Annotated in this window: 22 protein-coding genes; 9 read left to right on the top strand and 13 right to left on the bottom strand. The window is 62.5% G+C overall.

Features of this window, described 5'->3' with window-relative positions:
* Positions 1–18 precede the first annotated feature (18 nt).
* The 5 genes from OSJ75_RS08290 to OSJ75_RS08270 are packed head-to-tail and all read left to right on the top strand — an operon-like array spanning position 19 to position 5884.
* The gene (locus OSJ75_RS08290) at positions 19–1059 is read left to right on the top strand and encodes an ABC transporter substrate-binding protein (RefSeq protein ID WP_250015999.1); all 1041 of its coding nucleotides are present in this window, start codon (positions 19–21) and stop codon (positions 1057–1059) included.
* 23 nt (positions 1060–1082) lie between these two features.
* Positions 1083–1955 carry an ABC transporter permease gene (locus OSJ75_RS08285; protein ID WP_267227537.1) on the top strand — a complete coding sequence of 291 codons (873 nt, stop codon included), beginning with the start codon at positions 1083–1085 and terminating at the stop codon, positions 1953–1955.
* 3 nt (positions 1956–1958) lie between these two features.
* Positions 1959–2756 (top strand): ABC transporter permease, encoded by a 798-nt coding sequence (locus OSJ75_RS08280; RefSeq protein ID WP_250016003.1) that lies wholly within the window; start codon positions 1959–1961, stop codon positions 2754–2756.
* Positions 2753–4447 carry a GMC family oxidoreductase gene (locus OSJ75_RS08275; protein WP_267227536.1) on the top strand — a complete coding sequence of 565 codons (1695 nt, stop codon included), beginning with the start codon at positions 2753–2755 and terminating at the stop codon, positions 4445–4447. Before OSJ75_RS08280 ends, OSJ75_RS08275 begins: the two co-directional genes overlap by 4 nt.
* Before the next feature lie 12 nt (positions 4448–4459).
* Complete coding sequence (locus OSJ75_RS08270; protein ID WP_267227535.1) at positions 4460–5884, top strand: aldehyde dehydrogenase family protein; 1425 nt, start codon at positions 4460–4462, stop codon at positions 5882–5884.
* Positions 5885–5973: 89 nt separating this feature from the next.
* Here the strand turns inward: OSJ75_RS08270 and OSJ75_RS08265 are convergent, their stop codons facing one another.
* A complete protein-coding gene (locus OSJ75_RS08265; RefSeq protein WP_267227534.1) occupies positions 5974–7299 on the bottom strand; it encodes an NAD(P)/FAD-dependent oxidoreductase in 1326 nt (441 codons plus the stop codon).
* A gap of 232 nt (positions 7300–7531) precedes the next feature.
* On the opposite strand from OSJ75_RS08265, the gene OSJ75_RS08260 reads away from it, so the two are divergent.
* Positions 7532–8008: an Lrp/AsnC family transcriptional regulator gene (locus OSJ75_RS08260; protein ID WP_250016007.1), complete on the top strand. Its 477-nt coding sequence runs from the start codon at positions 7532–7534 to the stop codon at positions 8006–8008.
* Positions 8009–8029: 21 nt separating this feature from the next.
* On the opposite strand, the gene OSJ75_RS08255 is transcribed toward OSJ75_RS08260, so the two are convergent.
* The 6 genes from OSJ75_RS08255 to OSJ75_RS08230 all read right to left on the bottom strand — a co-directional run bounded on the left by OSJ75_RS08255 (position 8030) and on the right by OSJ75_RS08230 (position 15747).
* Positions 8030–9691, bottom strand: coding sequence for an ABC transporter ATP-binding protein (locus tag OSJ75_RS08255; RefSeq protein WP_267227533.1), 1662 nt, complete (start codon positions 9689–9691; stop codon positions 8030–8032).
* Positions 9691–10548 (bottom strand): ABC transporter permease, encoded by an 858-nt coding sequence (locus tag OSJ75_RS08250; RefSeq protein ID WP_250016010.1) that lies wholly within the window; start codon positions 10546–10548, stop codon positions 9691–9693. Before OSJ75_RS08250 ends, OSJ75_RS08255 begins: the two co-directional genes overlap by 1 nt.
* Positions 10549–10550: 2 nt before the next feature.
* Positions 10551–11501: an ABC transporter permease gene (locus tag OSJ75_RS08245; RefSeq protein WP_267227532.1), complete on the bottom strand. Its 951-nt coding sequence runs from the start codon at positions 11499–11501 to the stop codon at positions 10551–10553.
* 79 nt (positions 11502–11580) lie between these two features.
* Positions 11581–13191 carry an ABC transporter substrate-binding protein gene (locus tag OSJ75_RS08240; RefSeq protein WP_267227531.1) on the bottom strand — a complete coding sequence of 537 codons (1611 nt, stop codon included), beginning with the start codon at positions 13189–13191 and terminating at the stop codon, positions 11581–11583.
* Between the two features lie 317 nt (positions 13192–13508).
* A complete protein-coding gene (locus OSJ75_RS08235; RefSeq protein WP_267227530.1) occupies positions 13509–14885 on the bottom strand; it encodes an aspartate aminotransferase family protein in 1377 nt (458 codons plus the stop codon).
* Positions 14886–14907: 22 nt separating this feature from the next.
* Positions 14908–15747, bottom strand: coding sequence for a GNAT family N-acetyltransferase (locus tag OSJ75_RS08230; protein WP_267227529.1), 840 nt, complete (start codon positions 15745–15747; stop codon positions 14908–14910).
* 327 nt (positions 15748–16074) lie between these two features.
* Between OSJ75_RS08230 and OSJ75_RS08225 the strand changes: the two genes are divergently transcribed.
* Positions 16075–16743 carry a haloacid dehalogenase type II gene (locus tag OSJ75_RS08225; protein ID WP_267227528.1) on the top strand — a complete coding sequence of 223 codons (669 nt, stop codon included), beginning with the start codon at positions 16075–16077 and terminating at the stop codon, positions 16741–16743.
* Positions 16744–16782: 39 nt separating this feature from the next.
* Positions 16783–18060, top strand: coding sequence for an NAD(P)/FAD-dependent oxidoreductase (locus OSJ75_RS08220; protein WP_267227527.1), 1278 nt, complete (start codon positions 16783–16785; stop codon positions 18058–18060).
* Positions 18061–18108: 48 nt separating this feature from the next.
* Here the strand turns inward: OSJ75_RS08220 and OSJ75_RS08215 are convergent, their stop codons facing one another.
* Genes OSJ75_RS08215 through argE form a run of 6 tightly spaced genes read right to left on the bottom strand, consistent with a single transcriptional unit; the run spans position 18109 to position 24540 of the window.
* On the bottom strand, positions 18109–19563 hold the full coding sequence (locus tag OSJ75_RS08215; protein WP_267227526.1) for an NAD-dependent succinate-semialdehyde dehydrogenase: 1455 nt from the start codon (positions 19561–19563) through the stop codon (positions 18109–18111).
* A gap of 17 nt (positions 19564–19580) precedes the next feature.
* Positions 19581–20624: a tartrate dehydrogenase gene (locus OSJ75_RS08210; protein ID WP_267227525.1), complete on the bottom strand. Its 1044-nt coding sequence runs from the start codon at positions 20622–20624 to the stop codon at positions 19581–19583.
* Positions 20621–22099, bottom strand: coding sequence for an aldehyde dehydrogenase family protein (locus tag OSJ75_RS08205; protein WP_267227524.1), 1479 nt, complete (start codon positions 22097–22099; stop codon positions 20621–20623). The genes OSJ75_RS08210 and OSJ75_RS08205 overlap by 4 nt, the downstream gene beginning before the upstream one ends.
* 13 nt (positions 22100–22112) lie before the next feature.
* Positions 22113–22469, bottom strand: coding sequence for a cupin domain-containing protein (locus OSJ75_RS08200; RefSeq protein WP_267227523.1), 357 nt, complete (start codon positions 22467–22469; stop codon positions 22113–22115).
* A 13-nt stretch (positions 22470–22482) separates the two neighbouring features.
* Positions 22483–23406 (bottom strand): 2-hydroxyacid dehydrogenase, encoded by a 924-nt coding sequence (locus tag OSJ75_RS08195; protein WP_267227522.1) that lies wholly within the window; start codon positions 23404–23406, stop codon positions 22483–22485.
* Between the two features lie 9 nt (positions 23407–23415).
* The gene (argE, locus tag OSJ75_RS08190) at positions 23416–24540 is read right to left on the bottom strand and encodes an acetylornithine deacetylase (RefSeq protein WP_267227521.1); all 1125 of its coding nucleotides are present in this window, start codon (positions 24538–24540) and stop codon (positions 23416–23418) included.
* A 187-nt stretch (positions 24541–24727) separates the two neighbouring features.
* Between argE and OSJ75_RS08185 the strand changes: the two genes are divergently transcribed.
* Positions 24728–25606: a GNAT family N-acetyltransferase gene (locus OSJ75_RS08185; RefSeq protein WP_267227520.1), complete on the top strand. Its 879-nt coding sequence runs from the start codon at positions 24728–24730 to the stop codon at positions 25604–25606.
* The last annotated feature ends 157 nt before the right edge of the window (positions 25607–25763 follow it).

The raw sequence follows: 25763 nt of genomic DNA, 5'->3' as shown, positions 1-25763 counted from the left end.
GAAAGAGGAGAACCAGTAATGGCCTATAGACTTTCCATCATCGCGCTTTCCGTATCAGCTGCGGTCTTTCTGGCTGGCACGGCTTCAGCCGAACAAATTACCTTCGTGTCGCAAGGTGGCGCTTATCAGGAGGCTCAGACCCAGGCAATCCTGGATCCGGTTGCCGAACTGCTCGGCATTACCATCAACCAGGACAGTGCCCCCGACGCATGGCCGGTCATCAAGACGCAGACAGCATCTGGCAAGGTTATCTGGGACGTGGTGGACACCCCGGCGAAGGACTGCATCCGGGGGGGCGAGCAGGGCATGATCGAGAAGCTCGACTTCTCCAAGATTCCCAATGCGGAGAAGATGCCGGCCGAATACAAGAGCCCTTATTCAGTTGCCTATGAATTCTATTCGAGCGTACTCGCCTACAACAAGGACAAGTTCGGCGACAACGCACCCAAATCCTGGGCCGACTTCTGGGACGTGAAGAAATTCCCGGGCACGCGCGCTCTGCGCAACCATCCGCTGGCAACGCTCGAAGCTGCGCTGCTCGCTGACGGCGTGCCGGCCGACAAACTATATCCGCTCGATGTAGACCGCGCCTTCAAGAAGCTCGAGGAGATCAAGCCGCATGTGGCCGTGTGGTGGACCTCCGGAGCGCAGTCGGCGCAATTGCTTGCCGACGGCGAAGTCGACATGGAGATGGCCTGGAACGGTCGCGTGGCCGCGGTCGTCAAGGAAGGTGCGCCGATCGGTTATTCCTTCAACGAGGGGTTCCTGCAATACACATCGCTTTGCGTCCTCAAGGGCGCACCCAACCAGGAAACCGCAGTAAAGTTCGTCAATGCCGCGCTGACGCCCGATATCCAGGCGAACTTTCCGACCTATATCGACTACGGGCCCGCGAATCCGGAAGCCTACAAGACAGGCAAGATTTCCGCGGAACGCGCAGCCGAGATGCCCAGCTCACCCGAGAATGCGAAACTCCAGGTCCTTGTGTCGGACGAATGGTGGAGTTCACCGGCTGGCGAGGACGCGCAGAAGCGTTGGGCCGCGTTTATCCAGCAGTAATCATCAGCCTTGGAGGCGAACTGATGGCACAGTCGATACGAAACCCCGCGGAGTTGCATGAGCGGCGCGAGCAGAGGCTCATGATGATCCTGCTGGCTCCGGCCCTGCTGGTCATCACCGTCCTGCTGGTCCTGCCGCTCCTTTGGTTGGCCTGGCAGTCGATCCGGCAGGACGGCGGCTTCACGCTTGCCCATTACGAGCGGTTTCTGACGGACTCTGTCTATTGGGTGACCTTCCTCCAAACCTTCCGCATCGCCGTGACCGTTACCCTGATGACTGTCGTCCTCGGCTACCCCGTCGCCTATGTGGCGGCGGGTCTGCCGCAGCGTTGGAGCATCCTTGTTCTTGCGATGGTTCTGCTGCCATTCTGGACTTCGGTACTTGTGCGCGCCTATGCCTGGCTGATCCTGCTGCAGCGCAATGGCATCATCAATTCGGTTCTGACCGGGTCGGGGCTGATCGATGAGCCGTTGCGCCTGGTCAACAACGAGTTCGGCACGGTCATGGCGACGATCCATATCCTGCTGCCTTTCATGGTGCTGCCGCTCTATGCGACGATGAAGAAGATCCCGGGCGAGCTGACCATGGCGGGCGCCAGCCTCGGCGGCTCGCCCCTGCATGTCTTCCTGCGCGTATTCCTGCCGCTGTCACTTCCAGGCATGATCGCGGGCATGGTGCTGGTCTTCGTGCTGACGCTCGGCTTCTATATAACGCCGGAACTTCTGGGAGGCGGGCGCACCTACATGGTGTCCATGCTGGTATCGCGCAACATCGAGGTCTACAACGAATGGGGCGCCGCCTCGTCAATCAGCGTGGTGCTGATGGTCTGTGTCTTTCTGGTCTTCCGCCTCGCGAGCCTGCTCATTCCGTTCGAACGCATCATGGGAACGAGGTGACGCATGAACCGTTCAAAATTCCTTCTTTACGGCTTCGTGGCCCTCATCCTTGCCTGGCTGATGATACCGGTCCTGATCATTCTGCCAATGTCCTTTTCAGGTGCGCGCTTCCTCGCATTTCCCCCACCCTCCTGGTCGCTGAGGTGGTACGAATCCTATCTGGGCAGCGCCGCCTGGATGCAGGCAACCCGTGTCAGCCTGACCGTCGCTGTCTGCAGCGCGTTCATCTCGACCATCTTCGGCACGGCTGCGGCCTATGCCCTGAACCTCACGCAATCGCGCCTGGTGCGTAGCCTGCAGGCTCTGCTGCTGCTGCCATTGATCGTACCGATCGTCATCACCGCCGTCGGCATCTTCCTCGTCTATGCGCAGGTCGGATTGCTCGCTTCCATGACCGGGCTCATCCTCGCCAATGTGATGCTGGGTTTGCCCTATGTCGTCACCTCGGTCCTGGTCGGGCTTCGCAAGTTCGACCATACCCAGGAAATGGTGTCGCGCAGCCTGGGCATGAACCGGTGGCGCACCTTCTTTGCCGTCACTCTGCCGCAGATCCGGCCGAGCGTGATCTCCGGCATGCTGTTCGCCTTTATCTCGGCGATCGACGAGACCGTTGTCGCGCTTTTCATCTCTGGTGGCGAAAACCAGACTCTGACCAAGAAAATGTTCACCGCGCTTCGGGACGAGATCGATCCGACGATCGCCTCGATCAGTTCATTGCTGACGACGGTTTCCTTCATCCTGCTGATGCTGGCGGCGCTGAATGCGCGTAATACCGAGCGCTCCCAGGGGCGGGCGACATGATCGTAGACCACCTGATCCTGGGTGGCGGGTCCGCTGGCTGCGTGCTGGCTGCCCGGCTCTCGGCCGATCCGAGGCGAAGGGTCGCGCTGATCGAAGCCGGGCGCAACATCTCGGCAGACGATATCCCCGAGGATATCCGCAGCCGCTATCCTGGACGCGCCTATCTCGACACGCGCAATATCTGGTCTGAATTGACGGCCATGATGGGTTATGCCCGATCCAATGCCGCGCCCCGTTCATCGCGGCGCTACGAGCAGGCGCGACTGCTGGGTGGCGGTTCGGCGATCAATGCGCTCATGGCCAATCGCGGGGCACCGGCGGACTATGCCGATTGGCAAGGGTTGGGGGCAGAGGGCTGGGACTGGGACGATTGCCTACCCTATTTCCTCAAGATCGAGGCCGACAGGGATTTCCGCGGCCCGCTGCACGGACAGGATGGGCCGCTCACCATCCGCCGCGTCTCCGATGACAAGATTTCACCCTTCGTCGATCGCGTCATGAAGACGCTTGATCGGCGCGGCCATCCGATCAAGCCCGACCAGAACGGTCCCTGGGAAGACGGCGTCTTTCGCGGTGCCCTCGCCGTCAGCGATCGCGGCGAGCGGATGCCGACCTCGCTGGCCTACCTGACGCCCGATGTCCGCAAACGGACCAATCTCCGCATCATCACCGAAAGCGTCGCAACTCGGATCCTGTTCGACGGCCGTCGTGCCACGGGGGCGCAGCTGTCGGGCGCAACGATGGAGACCATCCATGCGGCAGAAGTGATCGTCTCTGCCGGCGCGATCCATTCGCCGGCCTTGCTTCTGCGGTCCGGCGTTGGCTCGGTCCGCGATCTCGCATCCAAGGGCGTCGATGTCGTGGCCTCCCGCGAGGGTGTCGGACGCAACCTGATGGAACATCCCTCCATCGCCGTCGCCGCCTACCTGCCGCCCCATATGCGGGTGCGCGACGAATCCGAACATCACGAACAGGCCGTCTGGCGCTTTTCCTCTGGCCTCGACGGCACCCCAAGCGGCGACATGCACGCCGCTATCCTCTCGCGGTCGGGCTGGCATTCCGTCGGGCAGCGTCTAGGGAGCCTGTTTTTCTGGGTCAACAAATCCTACTCCCGTGGCGTGGTGAAACTCGCCTCGGCCGACCCGACATGCGAGCCGGACGTCGATTTCAGGATGTTGAGCGACGAGCGTGACCTGATCCGGCTCAAGCTTGCCGTTCGCATGGGCGCCGAAGTGCTGTCCGATCCCTTCATGAACGGCCATCGCGGTACGGCCTTTCCCTCCAGTTACTCGCCGCGTGTCGCGAAGGTGGCCGTACCCGGCGCGTGGAATGCGCTGCAGCGCGGCATTCTTTCGGGCTTGCTCGACGTAGCAGGGCCGTTCCGCCCTGCCCTTGTCCATTCGGCGATCACGTTGGGAACGACGATGAAGGGTCTATTGACCGACGACGATGCTTTAACGGAGTTCGTACGGCGCCATGTCGGCGGTACGTGGCATCCGTCGGGGACGTGCCGCATGGGATCAGCCGATGATCCGATGGCGGTGACGTCGCCGACGGGACGAGTTTACGGCATCGAGGGATTGCGGGTCTGCGATGCCTCACTGATGCCCTCCATTCCATGCGCCAACACCAATATGCCCACGATCATGATCGCAGAACGGGTCGCCGATTTCATCCTGGCCGGCCGCTGATGGGAGAGATCAATGCAAAGACATCTTAAATTCTACATCGACGGCGCTTGGGTCGACCCGATCGGCGACCAGCGGCTGGCGGTCGTCGATCCTGCGACGGAGCAACCCTTTGCCGAGATCGCCATGGGGTCGGCGGCCGATGCCGAGCGCGCCATCGTTGCCGCCCGCCATGCATTCGCGACCTTCTCCCTGACCACGCACGAAATGCGCCTGGCGCTGCTAGAGCGCATCGTCGCAATCTTGAAACGGCGTAATGACGAGATCGGCGATGTCATAATGCGCGAAATGGGTGCGCCCCGCCGTATGGCACGGGAGGAGCAGGTCGGGATCGGCATCGCTCATTTCGAACAGACTATCAGCGCCATGCGGAATTTCGCCTTCGAGTACATGCAGGGCACCACCCGGATCGTGCATGAGCCGGTCGGCGTTGTCGGCATGATCACGCCGTGGAACTGGCCGATAAACCAGATAGCCTGCAAGGTGGCGCCGGCGCTCGCCTCCGGCTGCACGATGGTGCTCAAGCCATCCGAGATCGCCCCGGTCAACGCCATCCTGTTTGCGGAAGTTCTGCACGAAGCGGGCGTGCCTGCGGGCGTGTTCAACCTGATCAATGGCGATGGCCCGACCGTGGGCGCGGTGCTCGCCAGCCATCCCGAAATCGACATGATCTCCTTTACCGGCTCTACCCGCGCCGGGATTTCCGTGGCGCAGGCAGCGGCGCCGACAGTGAAGCGCGTTCACCAGGAACTTGGCGGCAAGTCGCCGAACATCGTGCTCAGAAGCGCCGATCTCGACGTGGCGGTTCGCGCCGGTATTGCCAAGTGCTTTGCCAATTCCGGCCAGTCCTGCAATGCACCGACACGCCTGCTGGTGCCGGCGGAAAGCATGGATCGGGCTATCGACGTGGCTCGGCAGGCCGCCGAGGCGGTTCGTGTCGGCGCGCCGGCCGATCCGGCGACCGATATTGGTCCCATCGTCAGCCAGATGCAGTTCGACAAGGTACAGAGTCTCATTCGCAAGGGCGTCGAGGAAGGCGCCGAACTCGTGAGTGGAGGACCAGGCCGACCGCCACATCTCAATGCCGGCTACTATGTCCGGCCTACGATCTTCGCCCGCGTTACCAATGACATGACGATCGCCCGCGAGGAAATATTCGGCCCCGTCCTGTCGATTCTGGGCTACTCAAGCGAGGATGAAGCGGCCGAGATCGCGAATGACACGCCCTATGGCCTGGCGTCCTATGTCCAGGGCGAAGCCGGGGAGGCGCGCGCTTTCGCACGACGACTGAGGACAGGCATCGTTCGTCTCAACAGCTCGGCCTGGGACGGTGCGGCTCCCTTCGGCGGTTACAAGCAGTCCGGCAATGGTCGCGAATATGGCAAGTTCGGGCTTCACGAATTCACGGAAGTCAAGGGAATCGTCGGTTTCGGCGACTGACGACGCCGCGACCCGCGCTTTCATCGTGTGCGCAGGCAAAGCTTGGCCGGGCTTGCACGGAGCGCCCCATTCAGCCGTCAGGACCAGCGCTAGAAATCCGCAACCTTGCCCCATGCGCTGCCATCGAGACGCTCGGGCCTGTAAGGCGCCGGATCGACGACCGGTTTACGCCCGAGGATGGTGTCGGCAATCATATGGCCGGCGCCCGGGCCGATGCCGAAGCCATGACCGCTAAAACCCGCGGCAAGGATGAAGCCCGGTATGGTCCCGATCTCGCCGATGGCGGGAACGCCGTCCGGCGTGCTGTCGATATAGCCGGCCCATCTGTCCGCAATCGGCATCCTGGCGATTTCCGGCAGCAGCGCCGCGGCTCTACGGTAGGTCAGATCGATCTGCGCAGCATCCGGTTCTGGATCGAGGATACGGTTCCGCTCCATCGGCGTGATGTCATCCAGCGACCATTTGCGCAATGTCTCGTGGCCGTTGTGCCAGCCGCCAAGGCCGCCCGGCGCAAGACTGCGCCAGCGGCGCAGGAACATCGGCACGAAGACCGGGCTGAAGCGCAATTGCTGCGGTGTCACGTCGACGCGCGCACGCCCGCTGATCGCCACCGTATAGCCGCCATTGCTGCGGCGGGTGATCGAGACTTGTGACGTATGGAGCGCATCCGGCAGGCCGACGGCGCCGGGCGCAACGGCCAGGATGGACGCGCGGATCGAAGCCTGCGGGAAGCGAACGCCAAGCTGGTTGCAGAAGGACGATGCCCAGGCGCCGCCAGCCATCACCACCGTTCGGGTGCGGATGGTGCCCGCCTCGGTTACGACGCCGCTGACGCGGCCAGCACTGAGCTCCAGGCCGCGCGCTGCGCAATTCTGGTGGACGGTGCCGCCGGCAGCCATGATGCCGCGAGCGACCACCGGCACGGCGCGCGAAGGATCGGCTGTGCCGTCGCTCGGCGAAAAGACGCCGCCTTTCCAGGCGCGACCCGTCGCCCTGCCCCGCTCCGCTGCTTCCGCAGCGCTCAACATATGCGTCGTCACACCGACGGTCCTGGCAAAGTCGCGCCATTTTGCCCAGCCGGCGATCTCCGCCTCGTCCTGCGACAGATAGAGCAGGCCGCAACGACGGAAGCCGGTATCTTCGCCGGTTTCCTCGGCAATCTTCTCCCATAGTTCGAGGCTCTTTGTCGCCATCGGCAATTCGCGCGCATCGCGGTTCTGCTGGCGGCACCAGCCCCAGTTGCGGCTGGATTGTTCGGCGGCAATGCGGCCCTTTTCGACGAGCGCGACCCTGGCGCCGCCGCGCGCCAGATAGTAGGCGGCGAATACCCCTACCACCCCGCCTCCGATGACAACGACATCTGCCTCTTTCGGCAGGGCCGGACTCGTTACGATGTGCATCAGCGGGGCAGGCATGGGCGGAACTCCGGAGTTTCCATGTATCCTAGAGCAGCTTATGCCGTGCCAGGCGTCGCAATAGCTGTTTTCACAGAATTTCCTGTGGTTTTCGGCACTTATGACGGGCAAATATTGCGTGTAATAGAGTGGTCCAGCCGCGACGGCGGCTATGTTTCGTCGCGATGGGCCTCATTGCGGCGACAACCGAAAAAGATGATAATCAACCAGGGCACCGATCATTGGCAGCATCATGAAACTCGACAAAATCGACATCCGGATCCTATCCGAAATGCAGAAGAATGGGCGGATCACGAATGTCGAGCTGGCCGAGCTCGTCCATCTTTCTCCCAGCCCCTGCCTGATGCGGGTCAAGAAGCTCCAGTCGGAAGGTTATATAACCGGCTATTCGGCGCAGATCGATGTATCCAAGCTCGGCCAGACATTGACCGTCTTCACCGAGATCACGCTCAAGAACCACCGCCAGATCGATTTCGCGCGCTTTCTCGCAACGGTCGAGAAGATCGATTCCGTCATCGAATGCCATCTGGTTTCCGGCGGCTACGACTATCTGATGAAGTTCGTCACGGCGGGCATCACCGATTACCAGACGGTCATGGAGCGGCTGATCGACATGGATATCGGTATCGACAAATATTTCAGTTTCGTCGTGCTCAAATCCCCGATCGTCAAGGCGCATCTTCCGCTGGATTCGATGTTCAACGAATAGCGCCCAGCGGCCGGTGCGCGGTCAGCTACGGTCGAAGCTGCGCATCAGTTCCGCATCCTGCTCCAGACTATCCAGCCATGTCGGGTCGAGCTTCGGCACCGATGAGAACAATAGCCGCGAATAGGGATGGCTCGCCGTGCTTCCCATCTCGTCGGGGCTGAGCTGTTCCACCTTCCGCCCGGCATACATGACGGCGACTTCGTCGCAGATCGCGCGGACGGTCGACAGATCATGGCTGATGAAGAGATATGACACCGAAAGTTCGCGCTGCAGCTCCTTCAGGAGCTCGATGATCGCCGCGGCAACGACAGTATCGAGCGCGGATGTGATCTCGTCGCAGAGGATGAGCTTCGGATCGGCTGCGAGAGCCCGCGCCAGGTTTATGCGCTGCTTCTGCCCGCCGGAGAGTTCGGCCGGGCGGCGGTAGCGCATGGCCCGGGGCAGCCGAACCATGTCGAGCAGCTGTTCTATCCGCGCTTCCCGGCCCCTGCTATCCATATCATGATAGAAGGTCAGCGGCCGCGCCAGGATGTCGGCGATGGATTTGTTCGGATTGAGCGCCGTATCGGCAAACTGGAAGACGATCTGCAATTCGCGTAGCTGATCGCGGCTGCGCATGCGCAGGTCGCTGTGCATCTCCTTGCCCTCGAAATATATCCTGCCGCGCGCTGCAGGCAGGATGCCGGCGATGACCCGCGCCAGCGTGGACTTGCCGCAGCCGGATTCACCGATGATGCCGAGATTCTGCCCGCGGGCGAGATGCAGGCTGACATTGTCGACGGCAGTCAGCACGGGATTGCCGGCCTTGTCGATCATGCCATAGCCGGCCACGACGTTTTCGACGACCAGCAAGGGCGCGGGCTTCTCCCTCTCGGGCCCGCTCGCAGCGGCGCGGGGCGCCGGCTCGAAGGCGCCCAGAAGCTCCCGCGTATAGGGATGCTGCGGATTGCGCAGGATATCCTCGGTACTGCCGATCTCCTGCACGGCGCCGTTCTTCAGCACGACAATACGGTCGGCGATCTGCGCCACCACCGCGAGATCGTGCGAGACGTAGACGCCGGCGATCCCGTTCGATCGCATCACCGATTTGAACGCGCGCAGCACTTCGATCTGGGTGGTGACGTCGAGAGCTGTCGTCGGCTCGTCGAATATCACGAGCTTCGGATTGCCGATGAGCGCCATGGCCGCCGAGAGCCGCTGCAGCTGGCCGCCCGAGACCTGATGCGGATAGCGGTCGCCGATGGTTTCCGGGTTCGGCAGGGCCAGCGCCTTGAAAAGCTCGATAGCCTTGCTGCGGGCCTTGTCGGCCGGCATGAGGCGATGGATGCGGGTCACTTCTATCACCTGGTCGATGATCCGGTGTGCCGGATTGAAGGAAGCGGCGGCGCTTTGCGGAACATAGGACACTTCCGTGCCCCGTTTGCGCGCTCTTTTCCGCTCGGAGAGCTTTGCGATATCCTCGCCGCCCAGCGCGATCCTGCCGCTGACGATACGGCAACCCGGCCGGGTATGGCCCATCAGCGACAGCGCGATCGTGGTCTTTCCCGATCCGCTCTCGCCGATCAGCGCGACGATCTCGCCTGCCGCGATATTGAAGCTCACATCGCGGATGATCTCGACCTTGCGGCCGGAATCGGTTTTGGCATCGACGCGAAGTCCGGAGATCTCGACAATATTGGCCATTACGCGCTCCGATCTCGGATTTTCCGGGGAAGATTGTCGATCAGCAGGTTGACGCTGATCGTCAGGCTGGCGATCGCGATCGACGGGAACACGACGGCCGGCGCGGCGAAGGAAAGCCCTCCGATGTTCTCCTTGACCAGTGCACCCCAATCGGCAAAGGGCGGCTGCACGCCGAGGCCGAGGAACGACATGCTGGACAATAGCAGGACGACGAAGACGAAACGCAGCCCGAAATCCGCCAGCACGGGGCCGATGATCCCCGGCAATATCTCCGAACGGATGAGATAGCCGAGCTTTTCGCCTCGGGCCCGCGCCACGGTGACATAGTCCATGGTGTTGATGTTGATCGCCAGCGAACGGGCGAAGCGATAGCTGCCAGGCGTATAGATCACCGCCATGGTCACGATAAGGATCGGGATCGAGGAGCCGACGGCGGCCACGACGACAAGCGCCAATATCTTGCTCGGGATCGAGGTGAGCGCATCGAGAAACCGGCTGAGGGCGGCATCGAACCAACCGCCGATCACCGCTGCCATCATGCCGAGCGTCACGCCGCAGAAACAGGCCAGCACGACCGAGGCGAGCGAAATCCCGACGGTGAAGCGCGCGCCGTGGATGATGCGGGAGAGCATGTCCCGGCCGAGATAATCGGTGCCGAGCGGGAATTGCGCGCTCATTGGACCGAAGAAGTCGAAATCGACGATCTCGCCGACCGGGTGCGGCGCGATCCATGGCGCCAGTATGGCGACGAGCGCCCAGGCGAGAATGATCAGAAACGAAACGATACCGAACAGGTTGAAGCGATATCCGAAGCGCGGCGATTTGGTGTCGGGTTGGTCGAGGACGGGTGCGGACATGATTATCGTAGCCTCGGGTTCGATGCGATGGCGATAAGGTCGGCAAGGGTGATGAGCAGGAGATAGCCCAGGCAGAAGATCATCGCGCAGGCCTGTATCAGCGGCAGGTCGCGCGTTGCGACCGCATCCAGCATCAGCTTGGCTATGCCGGGATAATTGAAAATGGTCTCGACGATGATGACGCCGCCAAGCAGGTAGGAGAGCGAAAGCGCCACCGCATTGACGATGGGGCCGAGCGCATTCGGCAGGGCATGGACCAGCACCATACGGCTGCGCGAGGCACCTTTCAGCAACGCCATTTCGAGATAGGGCGCATCCAGCGTTTCGACGACGGCGGCGCGCGTCATGCGAATCATCTGCGCCGAAATCACGAAGCTCAAGGTGATGACCGGCATGGCGAATGCCTTCAGGAGACCGCTGAACGACGTCACCTCATTGGCCATGGAAAGCGCGGGCAGCCAGCCGAGATAGACCGCGAATACGATCACCGCTATCGTCGCGACCATGAATTCCGGCACGGAAATCACCGAAATCGTGATGATCGACACCAGGCGGTCGTAGATCGTGCCGCGCATGATCGCCGCCGTGATGCCAAGAAACAAGGCGATCGGCACCGAGATGCCGGCGGTGATGCCCGCCAGCCTGAGCGAATTCATCAGGCGGCTGCCGATGAGATCGGCGATCGGGACATTATTGGCGTAGGAGACGCCAAGGTCGCCGGTGAAGAGGTTTCCGAGCCAGTAGATGAAGCGCAGGAACGCCGGCTGGTCGAGGTTCATCGCCGCGCGAAGCCCGGCGACCGCCTCCGGCGTTGCCGCCTGCCCTAGAAGTATCTCCGCCACGTCGCCCGGCAGCATCTCGGTTGCGAAGAAGATCGTGAACGCGACAATGAGCAGCGTCAGCAGCGCAATGACGAGGCGTTTGGCGATGAGACTCAACAATGGAGATTTCATGATGCACGGCCTGCAACTCGGAAATGGGAAACTGCCCGGACACCGTCATAGCGGCGTCCGGGCGCGGCAATGATACCGGTCAGGCTTCCAGCCAGGCGTATTCGGCGAAGGCAAAGCCCATCATCCCGCCCAGCGGATTCGGCTCCAGGCCGTGCAGCTTCGGCGAGATCGCATCGACATTCGACATGAAGACCGGGATGACCGTGCCGGCTTCGTTGGAAACCATTGCCTGCATCTCGCCGTAAATGTCCTTGCGCTTCGCCTCGTCCAGCAGACCGCGCGCTTCCAGCAGCATGGAGTCGAACTTTTCGGATTTGTACTGGCTTTCGTTCCAGGGCGCGTCGGATTTGTACAGCAGCGAAAACAGGATGTCGGGGGTCGGGCGCGCATTGATATTGCCGTAATGCACGGCGTCCTTCAGCCAATGGTTCGACCAGTAGCCATCCGAGGGCACGCGGTCGATGACAATCTTCTGGCCGATGGACGACGCGGCCTGCTGCAGCACCATCGCATAATCGAGCGAGGAGGACGCCGCCTCGGCCGCGGTAATATGGATCTCCTGGCCGAGTACACCGGCCTTTTCGAGCAGCGACTTGGCGCGCTCGGGATCGTATTCGCGCTGCTTGAGTTCGGCATTGTAGTAGCGGCTCGTATCCGGCACCGGATGATCGTTGGCGATCTCCGCCAGCCCGCGCAGCACCGATTTCTGGATGATCTCGCGGTTGGTGAGATATTTGAAGGCCTCCGCGACCCCGGCCTTGTCGCCCGGCGTCATGTCCAGCCGGACGTTGAGATTGGTATAGGTGCCGAGCTTCGAGATGAACAGCTTGGCGGCCGGATTGTTCTGGAGCACGCGCAGCGAACGCGGATTGAGATTGGCGGCAAGCTGGATATCGCCGGAAAGCACCGCATTCATGCGCGCGCTCTCATCGGAAATCGCAAAGAACTCGAATGAGTCGAGATGCGGTCCGTTGTTCTTCCAGTAGTTTTCGTTGCGCGCCGCAAGCGAGCGGACGCCCGGCTGGAACTCCTTGCAGACGAACGGACCGGTGCCATTACCCTTGGAGAAGTCGGTAGTTGCATTTGCAACTATCATGAAATGATGCATCGCAAGGATCGTCGGAAGATCCGCATTCGGGCTGTCGAGCGTGATCTCGACCGTCGTATCGTCGATCTTCTTCGTCCCGGAAATCTGCTTTGCGAGCGCATTGACCTTGGAACCGACGGCGGGATCGAGGTGCCGCTGCAGCGAAAAGACGACGTCATCGGCGGTGAGGGATTTGCCGTCATGGAAGGTCACGCCCTTGCGCAGCTTGACCGTCCATGTCCTGGCGTCGGCACTTTCGACGCTTTCGGCCAGTTCCATCTGGATCTGGCCCTTACCGTCGAGGAAGGTCAGGCGATTGTAGAAGGCGCAGCAGCGAACATAGTCGGTGGCGTTCGACGCCTTGGCCGGATCGAGCGTATCGGCGGTGGAGGCGCTGAATCCCGCGGCCTTGACGAAGCCGCCCTTGACGGGGGTCTGCGCAAGTGCCGACGTGGCCCGGCCGAGAATGGATGCGCCGGCAATGGCGCCAACGCCTCCGAGCATCATCATCTGAAGCAGCTCGCGCCGGGTAGCACCGCGCCGGATCGCATTTTCAATCATCCGGTCATCGGAGGATGTCCAATCGGTAATCTTCTCGTTCATAAGAATTCCCCTTTTTTGGCGGTTGCGTCAGATGCACCGATTTATGAGCATCGGCTTCATCGTTTTCATGGTTTCAATCGTCAACGAACCTCATTGCAGTGGTGGCCTCGACCCGGCGCAGTGCTGCGGATGCCGGTCGCATATCGGGCAAATCTCCGTCCGTATCGAGCGTGTCCGGGTTCCGCAGCTGCCTTTGCCAGCCATGACAGTGTCCTATGGACGCGGGCATCATTTGCGCTGAATAGGCGAAGCACGGCAGCATAAAATTGCGAATCTTCGGTATTTGCCAAATTCCGCCGCAACCGCGCTTCGCGTTCTCAACCGCGCATGGCCGCGCGGACATCCTCGTCGGCAAGCGTCTGGTCGAGCGTCAGGCGCGTGCGTTCGATGATGGCGTCAATGTCGTCGTCCGTACAGCAAAGCGGCGGCGCATAGCCGAGCACGCCATTGGCGAAGGCGCGGATTACAAGGCCATTGTCCCAGGCGCGGTCGAAGATGCGGCGCGCCGGATCGGCATCCGCCGGCAATGGCGTCTTGCGCTCCTTGTCGGTGACGAGTTCGATCGCCGCCAGCATGCCACGGCCGCGAATATCGCCGACAAGCGGATGATCCGCCAGCGACTGGAGCCCCGCCATCAGGCGCTTGCCGGCCTTGCGGCCGTTTTCAAGCAGCCCGGCCTCGTAGAGACGCAGGCATTCGAGACCGATTGCGGCGCTGACCGGATGAGCGGAATAGGTGTAGCCATGGCCAACAGCCGCTTTGCCGGCACCGTCGGCAATCGTATTATAGACATGTTCCGACATGAAGACGGCACCCATCGGCGCGTAGCCGGATGTCAGCCCCTTGGCGACGGTGATGAAGTCCGGAACGATGTCCTCGTCTTCGCAGGCAAAGAGCGGCCCGGTGCGGCCAAAGCCGGTGATGACCTCGTCGGCGATGAAAAGCACGTCGAACTCCCTGCACACCGCGTGCATGGCCTTGAGCCATCCTGCCGGCGGCACCAGGACGCCGCCCGAGCCCTGTATCGGCTCCACGTAGAAGGCGGCGACGCGTTCCGCGCCGAGTTCCTCGATCCTGGCGCGCAATGCAGCCGTCGATGTATCGATGATCGCTTTGGGGTCGGTGCCTGCTGGATTGCGGTAGACATAATGCGAGGGAATCTTGTGCTGCCAGTCATAGGGCACGCCGAAACCCGCGTGAAAGGCCGGGAGGGCCGTGAGGCCGGAGCCCGCCGTCGAGGAGCCGTGATAGCCATATTCGACCGAGATGAACTGGTCCTTCTGCGGCTTGCCCCTGGCGTGCTGGTAATAGCGGATGAAGCGAATGGTGCTGTCGACGGCGTCCGATCCGCCGAGGGTAAAATAGACATGGTTCAGATCGCCCGGCGCCCTGTCTGCCAGTTCGGATGCAAGGCGGATGGCCGGTTCCGAGCCCAGGCCGAAATAGCCGGTGGCATAGGGCAATTCGCGCAATTGCTTCGCGGCGGCTTCGACGATGCTGTCCTGGCCATAACCGGCATTGACGCACCAGAGGCCGGCGAAACCATCGAGCAGGCTGTGGCCCGAAGCGTCGGTGACGGTTGCGCCCTTGCCGGATTGCAGCACCCGCACACCCGCGGCTTCATGGCCGCGATAGGAGGAAACCGGATGCACCAGATGGGCGCGGTCGAGTTCGATCAATGAATTGCTGAGCATGATATTCTCCGATTCTACCTGTTCAACCGAGAGCCTGATTGACGAGTGCATAGGTCTGGTACGGCTCGCTCGCTGCGGCCCGCACGTCGGCCCCTCGCCGCATGGTGACGCCGCCGCCGACATGCGAGAGCCCATGTTCGGTGAGCCATGGCGCCAGATTGGTGGACCTGTCCGTGTCCACGCGCACGAATTCGCCCGTATGGTTCGAAAGCACGAAACTGATGAGCGCACGAGCATCGGCCGCGTCTCTCGCAACCACCGGGCCGACGACGAGGCCACGGCCGAAGCGACGAACCGCGGCAAAGGCTTCGACCTGACCTTCCGGGCGAATGACCACGAACCGCGCGCGCTCGTCGAGCAGCCGCATCAGTTCGGAGCGGTCATACTTCTTCGCCAGCCGGTCGAGCACGCGGATGCGCTCATGATCGCCGGTCGTTGCCCATGTAACATTGTCCGGCGCTTCTACGTTCGATGCCACGCCCTGGTGCTGCGCGATTTCGCCGGTGGCGACAAAGCCCAGCTTTTCATAGAGCGGCAGCCCGTCCTTGGTCGCAACGAGCAGGCATGTACGTCCGCCCGCGGCATCGAGGGCTGCCTGCATGAGCTTCCGCCCCAATCCGCGGCCCCGCATCGCCTCGTCCACGATAACCATGTTGATGGTGGCGATGTCTTCGCCGAAAGGCGTCATCATCGCCGTACCGACCACGCGCCCATCCTCGAATGCGGCCACGCCGGTGCTGAGGGCCAGCATCATCGCCCAGTCTTCGCGCCGGTGCGGCCAGCCCGCCTGCCGGGACAGGGTGACGGCGGCAGCGAGGTCTGCCGATGCCAACTCCCCGATGGTAATTTGCGTCGTTGTCATGCCTTCTTCCAGATCGCTTCTCTCCAGGGACAAATTAGGCTGCCGGGAGCAGCAGTTCCTCCCGACCAGCACGTCCGGGCAGCGCAATTTCACTGTCCTTCCGCGCCAGCGCCGCATCTTATGCCGCGACAATCGTCAAACCGTTCCGGGACGCCGCGCCGATGCGTATCCGACGAAGGTCCGGACGCAACTCTCTGCCAAAGCTGCAGTCAGATACGAAACAATCTGCTTCGGCTGCGGGTCATTGCAGTGATTAGTCCATCCGCCGGCAATTATTATGGATCGGGAGGGCACCGCAGTGTCCGCAAGGCTTAGGAAGGATCAGACATGGCCCAGTTCAGACCGAAATACATCACCTTCGATTGTTATGGCACGCTGACGAATTTCCAGATGTCGCAGGCCGCCCGCGAGCTCTATGGCGACCAGCTCGACGAGCAGGCGATGCAGAAGTTCAATGCCGACTTTACCGCCTATCGGATGGATGAGATACTCGGCGACTGGAAGCCCTATAACGAGGTTATCCACAATGCGGTCGAGCGGACGTGCAGGAAGCACGATGTGGCTTTCAATGCGGAAGACGCGCGCAAGGTCTATGAGAAGGTTCCGACCTGGGGACCGCATCCGGACGTGCCCGCCGGCCTTGCCAGGGTCGCGAGGGAAATCCCGCTCGTCATCCTCTCCAACGCCATGAACGAGCAGATCCATTCCAATGTCGAAAAGCTCGGCGCGCCGTTCCACGCGGTCTATACGGCGCAGCAGGCACAGGCCTACAAGCCGCGCTTCAAGGCTTTCGAATATATGCTGGACCAGCTCAATGCCCGGCCGGAAGACATTCTCCACGTCTCCTCGTCGTTCCGCTATGATCTGATGTCGGCACATGATCTCGGCATCAGGAACAAGGTCTGGGTCAACCGTGGCCACGAGCCGGCAAACCCCTATTACGGCTATACCGAGATCAAGGATATTTCGGGATTGCCGGGCGTCGTCGGGCTTTAACCGCGCGTTCCGCGAGCGCCGCCACGGAGAGAAAAGCCGATGCAGTTCAAGCCCTATTGGCACGATACGACGCCGCCTTTCACCGGCGCGGAGCCGAACCCGCCGGAAGGGCATTATGACGTCGCGGTGATTGGCGGCGGCTTCACCGGATTGTCGGCGGCACTGCATCTGGCCAAGGCGGGCACCCGCGTGGCCGTCTTCGAGGCGGGTCACGTCGGCTCCGGCGCGTCGGGCCGCAATGGCGGCCATCTCAACAACGGCCTGGCGCATAGTTACATCGCCGCCAAGGAGCATCTCGGACCGGAGCGCGCCCGGGCGCTCTACAAGGCGTTCGACATTTCGGTCGATACGGTCGAGCGCATCGTTCGGGAGGAGAATATCGATTGTTCCTTCCGGCGCGCCGGCAAGCTGAAACTTGCGTCAAAACCGGCGCATTTCGACAGTCTCGCGCGCAATTTCGAGGCTATTCACGCCGAAGTCGATGCCGATACGGCGCTGCTGCGACGCGGCGATCTCGTCGGCGAGGTCGGCTCGAACGATTTCCACGGTGGGATGCTTTCGCGCCAAAGCGCCATGATGGATATGGGCCGCTATGTCGGCGGCCTGGCGACCGCAGCCGCCCGGCATGGAGCGGTGATCTTCGAAGGCACGCCCGTAACCGAGCACAAGACCGACAGCGGCGGCCATCGGATCGTCACGCCGCGCGGCAGCATCACGGCAGACAGCGTCATCCTCGCGACAGGCGCCTATACGGATGCCGGCTTTTCATATTTTCGCAATCGCATCATCCCGGTCGGAAGCTTCATCATCGCCACGCGCCCGCTGACGCAAGCCGAAATTGCGGCGACCATGCCCGGCAACCGCACCTATGTGACCTCGATGAACATCGGCAATTACTTTCGCCTCGCACCCGATAATCGCATGATCTTCGGCGGTCGCGCACGCTTTTCGGCAACATCCGACCAGCGCTCGGATGGCAAGAGCGGCGCGATCCTGCGCGCCAACCTCGTCCGGCTCTTTCCGCATCTGGCCGATGTCGAGATCGACTATTGCTGGGGCGGCCTCGTGGACATGACGCAGGACCGCTATCCCCGCGCGGGCTTTGCCAACGGCGTCTGGTATTCCATGGGCTATTCCGGCCATGGCGCGCAGATGTCCACGCAGATGGGCATCCATCTGGCGGACGCCATCCTCGGGCGCGGTGACCGCAATCCGTTCGCCGGCCTGGAGTGGCCAGCCATCCCCGGCTATTCCGGCAAGCCCTGGTTCCTGCCGCTGGTCGGCCTCTACTATAAATTCCTCGACAGGGTGCAATGATTTCTCAGCTGCGAAGCAAAGGCGGGAAAACCCGCCTTCTCTCCTGTCTCAGAGCCCGCCGACATGCAGCGTCTTGACCTCGAGATATTCGTCGATGCCGAGTCTCGATCCTTCCCTGCCAAGTCCCGATTGCTTGACACCGCCGAAGGGTGCGACCTCCGTCGATACAAGGCCGGTGTTGAGGCCGACCATGCCGAACTCAAGTGCTTCGGCGACGCGCCATGACCGCTTGAGATTTTCGGTGAAGAAATAGGCTGCAAGACCGAACGGCGTGGCATTGGCGATGGCAATGGCTTCCTCTTCGGTTTCGAAGCGAAACAGCGGAGCCACGGGCCCGAACGTCTCTTCCGACGCAAGCAGCATATCGGTCGTCGCGCCGCCAAGCACGATCGGACGCGCATATTGCCTGCCCTCCGCCATCTTCTCGCTTTGCGCCAGAATACTTGCACCGCGGCCGAGGGCATCGCTGACATGGCGCTCGATCTTTTCGATGGCCGCATGATTGATCATCGGGCCGATCGCAACGCCTTCCTCGGTGCCTGCGCCCACCTTCATGGCCGAAACGCGCTCGGCAAGCTTCGAGGCGAAGGCTTCATAGATGCCGGATTGCACCAGGATACGGTTGGAGCAGACGCAGGTCTGGCCGCCATTGCGGAACTTCGAGGCGATGGTGCCTTCGACCGCCTGCTTCAGATCCGCATCGTCAAAGACGATCAGCGGCGCGTTGCCGCCGAGTTCGAGGCTGAGCCGCTTGATGCTGTCGGCGGCACCCTTCATCAACAGCGCGCCGACCCGCGTCGATCCGGTAAAGGATATCTTGCGGACGGTCTCGTTCGCCATCAGTTCCTTGCCGATTTCCGTCGGCATGCCGGTGACGATATTGATGACCCCGGCCGGGATACCCGCCCGTTCGGCCAGCACGCCAAGCGCCAGCGCGGAAAAGGGCGTGAACTCCGAAGGCTTGACGACCACCGTGCAACCGGCCGCCAGCGCAGGCGCCACCTTGCGGGTGATCATGGCGTTCGGGAAGTTCCAGGGTGTGATGATCGCGCAGACGCCGACGGCTTCCTTCAGGACGAGAATGCGGCGGTCGGCCGTCGGGGATGGAATGGTAGCGCCTTCGATACGACGGGCTTCTTCCGCAAACCATTTGACGAAGGACGCGCCATAGCGGATCTCGCCCAGCGCCTCGTCGAGCGGCTTGCCCTGTTCGAGCGTCAGCAGCAGCGCAAGGTCCTGCTCGTGCTCGATCATCAGCGCGTGCCAGCGCTCCAGCAGCGCCGCGCGCTCGGCATGGGTCTTCTTCTTCCAGCTCTTGAAGGCGAGCGATGCCGCCTCGATGGCCGCTCTGGTCTCGGTAGCGTCCATGTCGGGAATGGTGCCGAGCCTGTCGAGCGTCGCCGGATTGGTGACATCGACATCTGCGCCCGACGCCGCGTCGCGCCAGTCGCCGCCGATGAGTGCCTGCTGCCGGAACAGCCCCTTGTCTTTCAATGCGTGCATGGTTTCCTCGTTTCTGCTCAAGCCATGGCGGCAAGCACGGCCCGGGTGATGGCGTCCGTGCTGTCCTTGCCGGCGATCGTGCCGATGCCCTGTGTCGTTGCCGCCTCGATCGCCGCCATGATGCCGCGCGCCGCCTCCTGCTCGCCGAGATGTTCGAGCATCAGCGCCGCCGACCAGATGGCCGCGATCGGATTGGCTATGCCCATGCCGGCAATGTCCGGCGCGGAGCCATGCACCGGCTCGAACATCGACGGCGCGCTGCGGTCGGGGTTGATATTGGCCGAGGCGGCGTAGCCGAGCCCGCCCTGGATGGCAGCGCCGAGATCGGTCAGGATGTCGCCGAAGAGGTTGGACGCAACGATGACGTCGAGGCCTTCCGGCGCCATGACCATGCGTGCCGCCATGGCATCGATGTGAAAGAACGAAACTTCGACGTCCGGATAGTCCTTCGCCACCGCGCGCGTGACCTCGTCCCAGAACACCATCGAATATTTCTGCGCGTTCGACTTCGTCACCGAGGCGAGCTTCCTGCGGCGCACGCGCGCCTGCTCGAAGCCGAAGCGGATGATGCGTTCGACGCCGGCGCGCGTGAAGATCGCCGTTTCGACCGCGACTTCATCACTGGTGCCCATATGCACGCGCCCGCCCGCGCCGGAATATTCTCCCTCGGTGTTTTCGCGAATGCAGAGAATATCGAAACCGTCGGAACGCAGGGGACCGGTGACACCCGGCAACAGCCGGTGCGGCCGGATATTCGCATATTGCACGAACGCCTTGCGTATCGGCAGCAGAAGGCCATGCAGCGATACGGAATCCGGAACTTCCGCCGGCCAGCCGACCGCCCCGAGATAGATGGCGTCGAATTTGCGCAGCGTCTCGATACCGTCTTCCGGCATCATGGCGCCGGTCTCGCGGTAATAGGCACAGGACCACGGGAAGCGCTGGGCTTCGAGGCCGAAGCCGTGGCGCGAGGCTGCGGCTTCCAGCACCTGCCATGCCGCGTCGGTGACGTCGCGGCCGATGCCGTCGCCCGGGATAAGCGCTATGGAATGGTTCTTCATGAATTGTTTCCTTCGATGTCGATGAGCACGCTCTTGTATTTGCGGTTGGCGAGATAGGCTTCCCGCCCGAGATCCTTGCCGATCCCCGAACTCTTATAGCCTCCTGTCGGCAGAATGTGATCGCGCGAACGCCCATAGCGGTTCACCCAGATCGTCCCTGCCTGCAATCGCTTCATCACGCGCATCGCGCGCGACAGGTCGCGCGTGAACAGGCCCGCCGCCAGCCCATAGGTCGGATGATCGGCGAGCGCGAGCGCCTCTTCTTCCTCGCGGAACGTCTGCAGCGTCAGCACCGGGCCGAATATCTCCTCGGTGACGGCGGGAGAATTGCCATCGACACCACGCAGGAGGGTCGGCTCGTAGAAATAGCCCTCCACATCCATCCGCCGGCCGCCGACGACGCATTCGGCGCCAAGGCTGGCGGCGCGCTTGACGATCTCGTCGATGCGGCCGAGCTGCCGCTCCGAGATGATCGGCGAATATTGCGTGTTCTCGTCCCAGGTCAGGCCCGGTTCGATCCTGGCCATGTGGCGCGCGATGGCCTCGCTCAACGCATCGGCAACCTCCTCGGCGACGATCAGGCGCGAGCCGGCGACGCAGACCTGTCCGGCATTGGCTAGGATACCGCGCGAGATGGCGGCCGCCGCAAGTTCGAGATCGGCATCGGCGAACACCACCTGCGGGCTCTTGCCGCCGAGTTCCAATGTCATGGGTTTGATGCCGGTCCGGGCGATGTTCGCCATGATGGCGCTGCCGGCAACGGTCGAGCCGGTGAAACTCACCTTTGCGATATCGGGATGGCCGGTGATGGCATTGCCGGTCGTCGGACCCTCGCCGAGGACGATGTTGATCAATCCGGCCGGAATACCGGCCTTCACGGCAAGTTCCGCCATGAAAAGCGTCGAGAACGGCGTGATTTCCGACGGTTTGAGCACGACCGCGTTGCCGGCGGCGAGGGCCGGTCCGAGCTTCCAGCCCGCCATGGAAATCGGGAAGTTCCACGGCGTTATCGCACCGATGACGCCATAGGGCTCGCTGAGCGTCATGCCGAAACTGTCGGTGCTCGTCGGCGCTACGACGCTGCCCTCCTTGTCGGCGAATTCCGCGAAGAAGCGTATCTGCTCGGCCGTCACGGCGATATCGCCCTCGGCGAGCTGCACGACCGGACGGGTCGAGCAGAAGGCCTCGAGCCGGGCCAGCGCCGGCGCCTCCTGCTCGATCAGGTCGGCCCAGCGATACATGGCGTTCAGCCTTTCGCGCGGCCGCGCATCTGCCCAGCCGCTTGATTTCAGCGCTTCCCGCCCGGCCTGGACCGCGCGATCGACCACGGACGCATCGGCGACCGGGCAGCCGCCATAGGCCATGCCGTCGGATGGCCGGCGCATTTCCAGCGCGCCTTCGGCCGCCACGCGCTCGCCGGCTATGAAGTGATGAAAGGGAAGCTCAAGCGTCTCCGGGTCAAAGCTTAGCGTCATGGTCGCCCCGCGCTCATTCGTAGACGCAGACATAGATCTTGCGAACGGTTTCGATCGTGCGCCATATCCCGACAAAGCCGGGCTTCATGACGAAACTGTCGCCCGCGCGATAGGTCTTCGTCTCCCCGCCCTTCTCCTCGATCTCGACGAGGCCGGAAAGGATGTGGCAGAATTCGAAGGTCGTTCCCTTGATCGAATGCGTTTCGCCCGGCGTCGCCTCCCAGATTCCCGTCAGCACGCGCTCGTCCTTCGAAGCATCCTGCGCCCAGGTCTTGAAAGCCGGATTGCCGGATATCAGCCGTTCGGGCGTCGGGAGTGCTTCCTTGGGTGCAAAATCCGGGTTCGTATCGATGGTGATCAGAAGCGACATGGCATTTCCTTGGTTAATAGCCGAGTTTTCGATCGACGAGGCCGACCATTTCCTTGCCGTCGCGGTGGCGACGGATGTTCTCGATGACCGCCCTTGCAGCCGTTCCCGGCTGGGTGACGGAGGCGATATGCGGGGTGATCACGACCTTTGGATGCGACCAGAGCCGGTCTGCGGCAGGCAGCGGTTCAGGATCGGTCACATCGAGCATCGCGCCGGCGAGATGGCCGCTGTCGAGCGCCGCGACGAGCGCGTCATGGTCGAGCTGCGGCCCGCGGCCGACATGAAGCAGCCGCGCACCCTCGGGCAGCCGGGCGAAGAGCTCGGCATCGAGAATGCCTTGCGTTTCGTCCGTCAGCGGCAGGAGGCAGACGAGAATATCCGCCTGCTGCAGGAAGTCCGTAAACCGGCCCGCCCCGGAGAAACATTCGACCCCGTCGATTTCCTTGCTGTTGCGGCTCCAGCCGGACAGCGCGAAACCGAAGGGCTTCAGGCGTTCGATCGAAGCCTGCGCCAGGAGGCCGAGGCCGAGGAACCCGACGCGGCGTTCATTGGCCGGCGGTATGGCCAGCGGCCGCCATTGCGCTTGCCTTTGTTGTTCGCGATAGGCCGTCATCTCCCGGTGCAGCGTCAGGACGCCGAGCGCCACATATTCCTGCATCATCCGGGTTATGCCGTCTTCGATCATGCGCACGAGCTTGACGTGCCGGGGCACGCTGCCGGGTTTGAACTGGTCGACTCCCGCGCCAATCGAAAACAGGATTTCGAGATTGGTATAGCGCGCGATGTCCTCCGGCGCCGTCCAGCTGATCAGATAGCGGATCCTTTCGGGCTCGACGCTCTCGCCGGCCTGAAAGAACTCGATATCCGGCAGCTCCCAGGCAAAAGCCTCGCGAAAGATGGCGCCGCGCGCCGCATCGGAATTGAAGAGAAAAGCCATGGCGCCGCGCTACGATATGAGACGCGCCGCGAGGCCGGCAATCATCTGCTGGCATGCGGCGAGTTCCCGGGTTTCGATATATTCATTGGGACGGTGAGCCCGGTCGATATTGCCGGGGCCACAGATGATCGCGTCGATGCCGGCATGCTGATAGAGTCCAGCTTCGGTGCCGTAACTGACCGCAGCAAGCGCCTTCTCCCCCGTCAGCTCGACCATCAGCCCGGCGAGCGCATGTTCGGCGGGCAGCCACAATGCCGGATAGGCGCTCATGTCATCCCAGGCGGTTCCATAACCCTGCTCGCGCAGGGCAAGCAGCTGCTGCTTCACCGGCTGGAGCAATGATGCCGGCGAAACGCCCGCGATGGCGCGCGCCTCGACCTCCGCCGTGCAGCGGTCCGGGATGATGTTGATCGCCTGGCCGCCCGCGATCACGCCGAACTGCAAGGACGAATAAGGCGGTTCGAAATTCGCATCGAGCGGACCGTTCGCAAGCGCCTGCCCATGGAGTGCCGCCTGCGCGACGATGACGGCCATGGCATGGACGGCGTTCAATCCGAGGTCCGGCCTCGACGAATGGCCCGGCCGGCCGATCACTTCGAGCCTGGCCGCGGCTTTCCCCTTATGCGCCAGCACGGGCTGCATCCCGCTCGGCTCGCCGATGATGGCGCCGAGAGGCCTGGCGCAAAGACCGGGCAGCGCAGCAAGGAGATGCGGCACGCCGCGGCAACCCGCCTCCTCGTCATAGGAGAAGGCGAGATGAACCGGCCGCGCCAGCCGGCTCGCGGCAAGCTTTGGCAGGGCGGCCAGCGCACAGGCGAGGAACCCCTTCATGTCGGTGGTGCCGCGGCCATGGAGCCTGTCGCCATCCCGCCGCAGAGCGAACGGATCGCCCTGCCAGCCCGCCTCGCCCGCCGGCACCACATCCATGTGGCCTGAAAGAACATAGCCGGGTGTCTCGCGCGGGCCGACGGAGATGAACAGGTTGCTCCTGTCTCCTTCCGGCCCCGGAAGCACGGCTACCTCGGCGCCTGCCGCGCGCGCATAGGCGGCGATCCAATCGGCGATCGCGTGGTTTGGCGATCCGACGACAGACGGAAATCCGATCAGCTTTGCCAGAATTTCTTCGACCTGCATGGGCTGCCACATTGTAAGAGCAATCTTCGATATGGCAGCATAGCCCGCCCGGGCAGCGTTCCATGCCGAATACGGCGGCGCTTCGGACGAAGATTGCGAATTGCCCGCGCCAGGAAGCAAGTCCTGCCGGAGTTACCATGCGATGATGCGGCAGGATATGCCTGCGGGAGGGAGCGAATAGGCCGAGATGCGGAATTCATTGCAATTGCAATCGTTCGAGCTGGTTGCGCGCGACATCGCAGAGGCGGATATCGCCTCGCTCCATGCCCTGTCGCTGGGCGTCGGCTGGCCGCACCGGCCCACGGATTGGGAACAGCTGCTGCAGACGGGACCGGGCATCGTTGCCGTCGATGGTATCGGGCGCGTGTTCGGAAGTGCGATGTGGTTTCCGCACGGCGACGATTTCGCGACGATCGGCATGGTGATCACCACGCCGCGCGCGCAGGCGCAGGGCAATGGCCGCTGGCTGATGGATCAGGTGCTGGGTCGCTGCAAGGGCCGATATCTGAGCCTCAACGCGACGCATGCGGCCCATGCGCTCTATCTTTCGCTGGACTTCCGGGACGAGGCTGTCGTCTATCAGTGCCAGGGCGAGGCAGCGCTGACATTGCCGCCATTGCCGCCGCTCGACGGCGAGCTTGCCCCCATATCCGCCGGGATGCTGGGCGATATCGCGGATCTCGACGCCCGCGCCTTCGGTGTCGATCGCGGCGATCTCCTCGACATCATCACCCGCAAGGCGGACATCGTCGTCCTGAAGCGCGACGGCAAGCTCGCCGGCTATTCCTGCTGCCGCGATTTCGGCCGCGGCAAGGTCATCGGACCCATAGTCGCCTCCAGCGACCGCGACGCGGTCCACCTCGCCGCGATCCACCTGCAGAAACTCAAGGGCGAATTCGTTCGTGTCGATACGCGGGAAAAGGACGGGCTTTTTGCCGACTTCCTGGCGCAGTGCCGGCTTGGCGTGTATGGAACCGTCACGACAATGTCCAAGGGAAGACCCTTTCTCAACCGCAAGCCCGCCGAACCCTGGATCTATGGGCTCGCCGCCCATGGCTGGGGCTGATACCCATTGAACATGGGCACAACCGGCCCACGTGGTGGGATAGATTTTCGGCCTCAAAAAATATTTTGCCCTGCAAGCTACTGATTTCGCTCATTCTTCCTTCCGGCACGCAAAAAAACTTATCCCCCCTGTTTGAAGCCGGGGTATTCTGCACAAA

This window comes from Phyllobacterium sp. 0TCS1.6A (assembly GCF_026420825.1).
In the GTDB taxonomy this organism is placed as follows: Bacteria; Pseudomonadota; Alphaproteobacteria; order Rhizobiales; family Rhizobiaceae; genus Phyllobacterium.
Note: the sequence above shows the minus strand (reverse complement) of the source record. Positions and strands in the feature narration are given on the sequence as shown.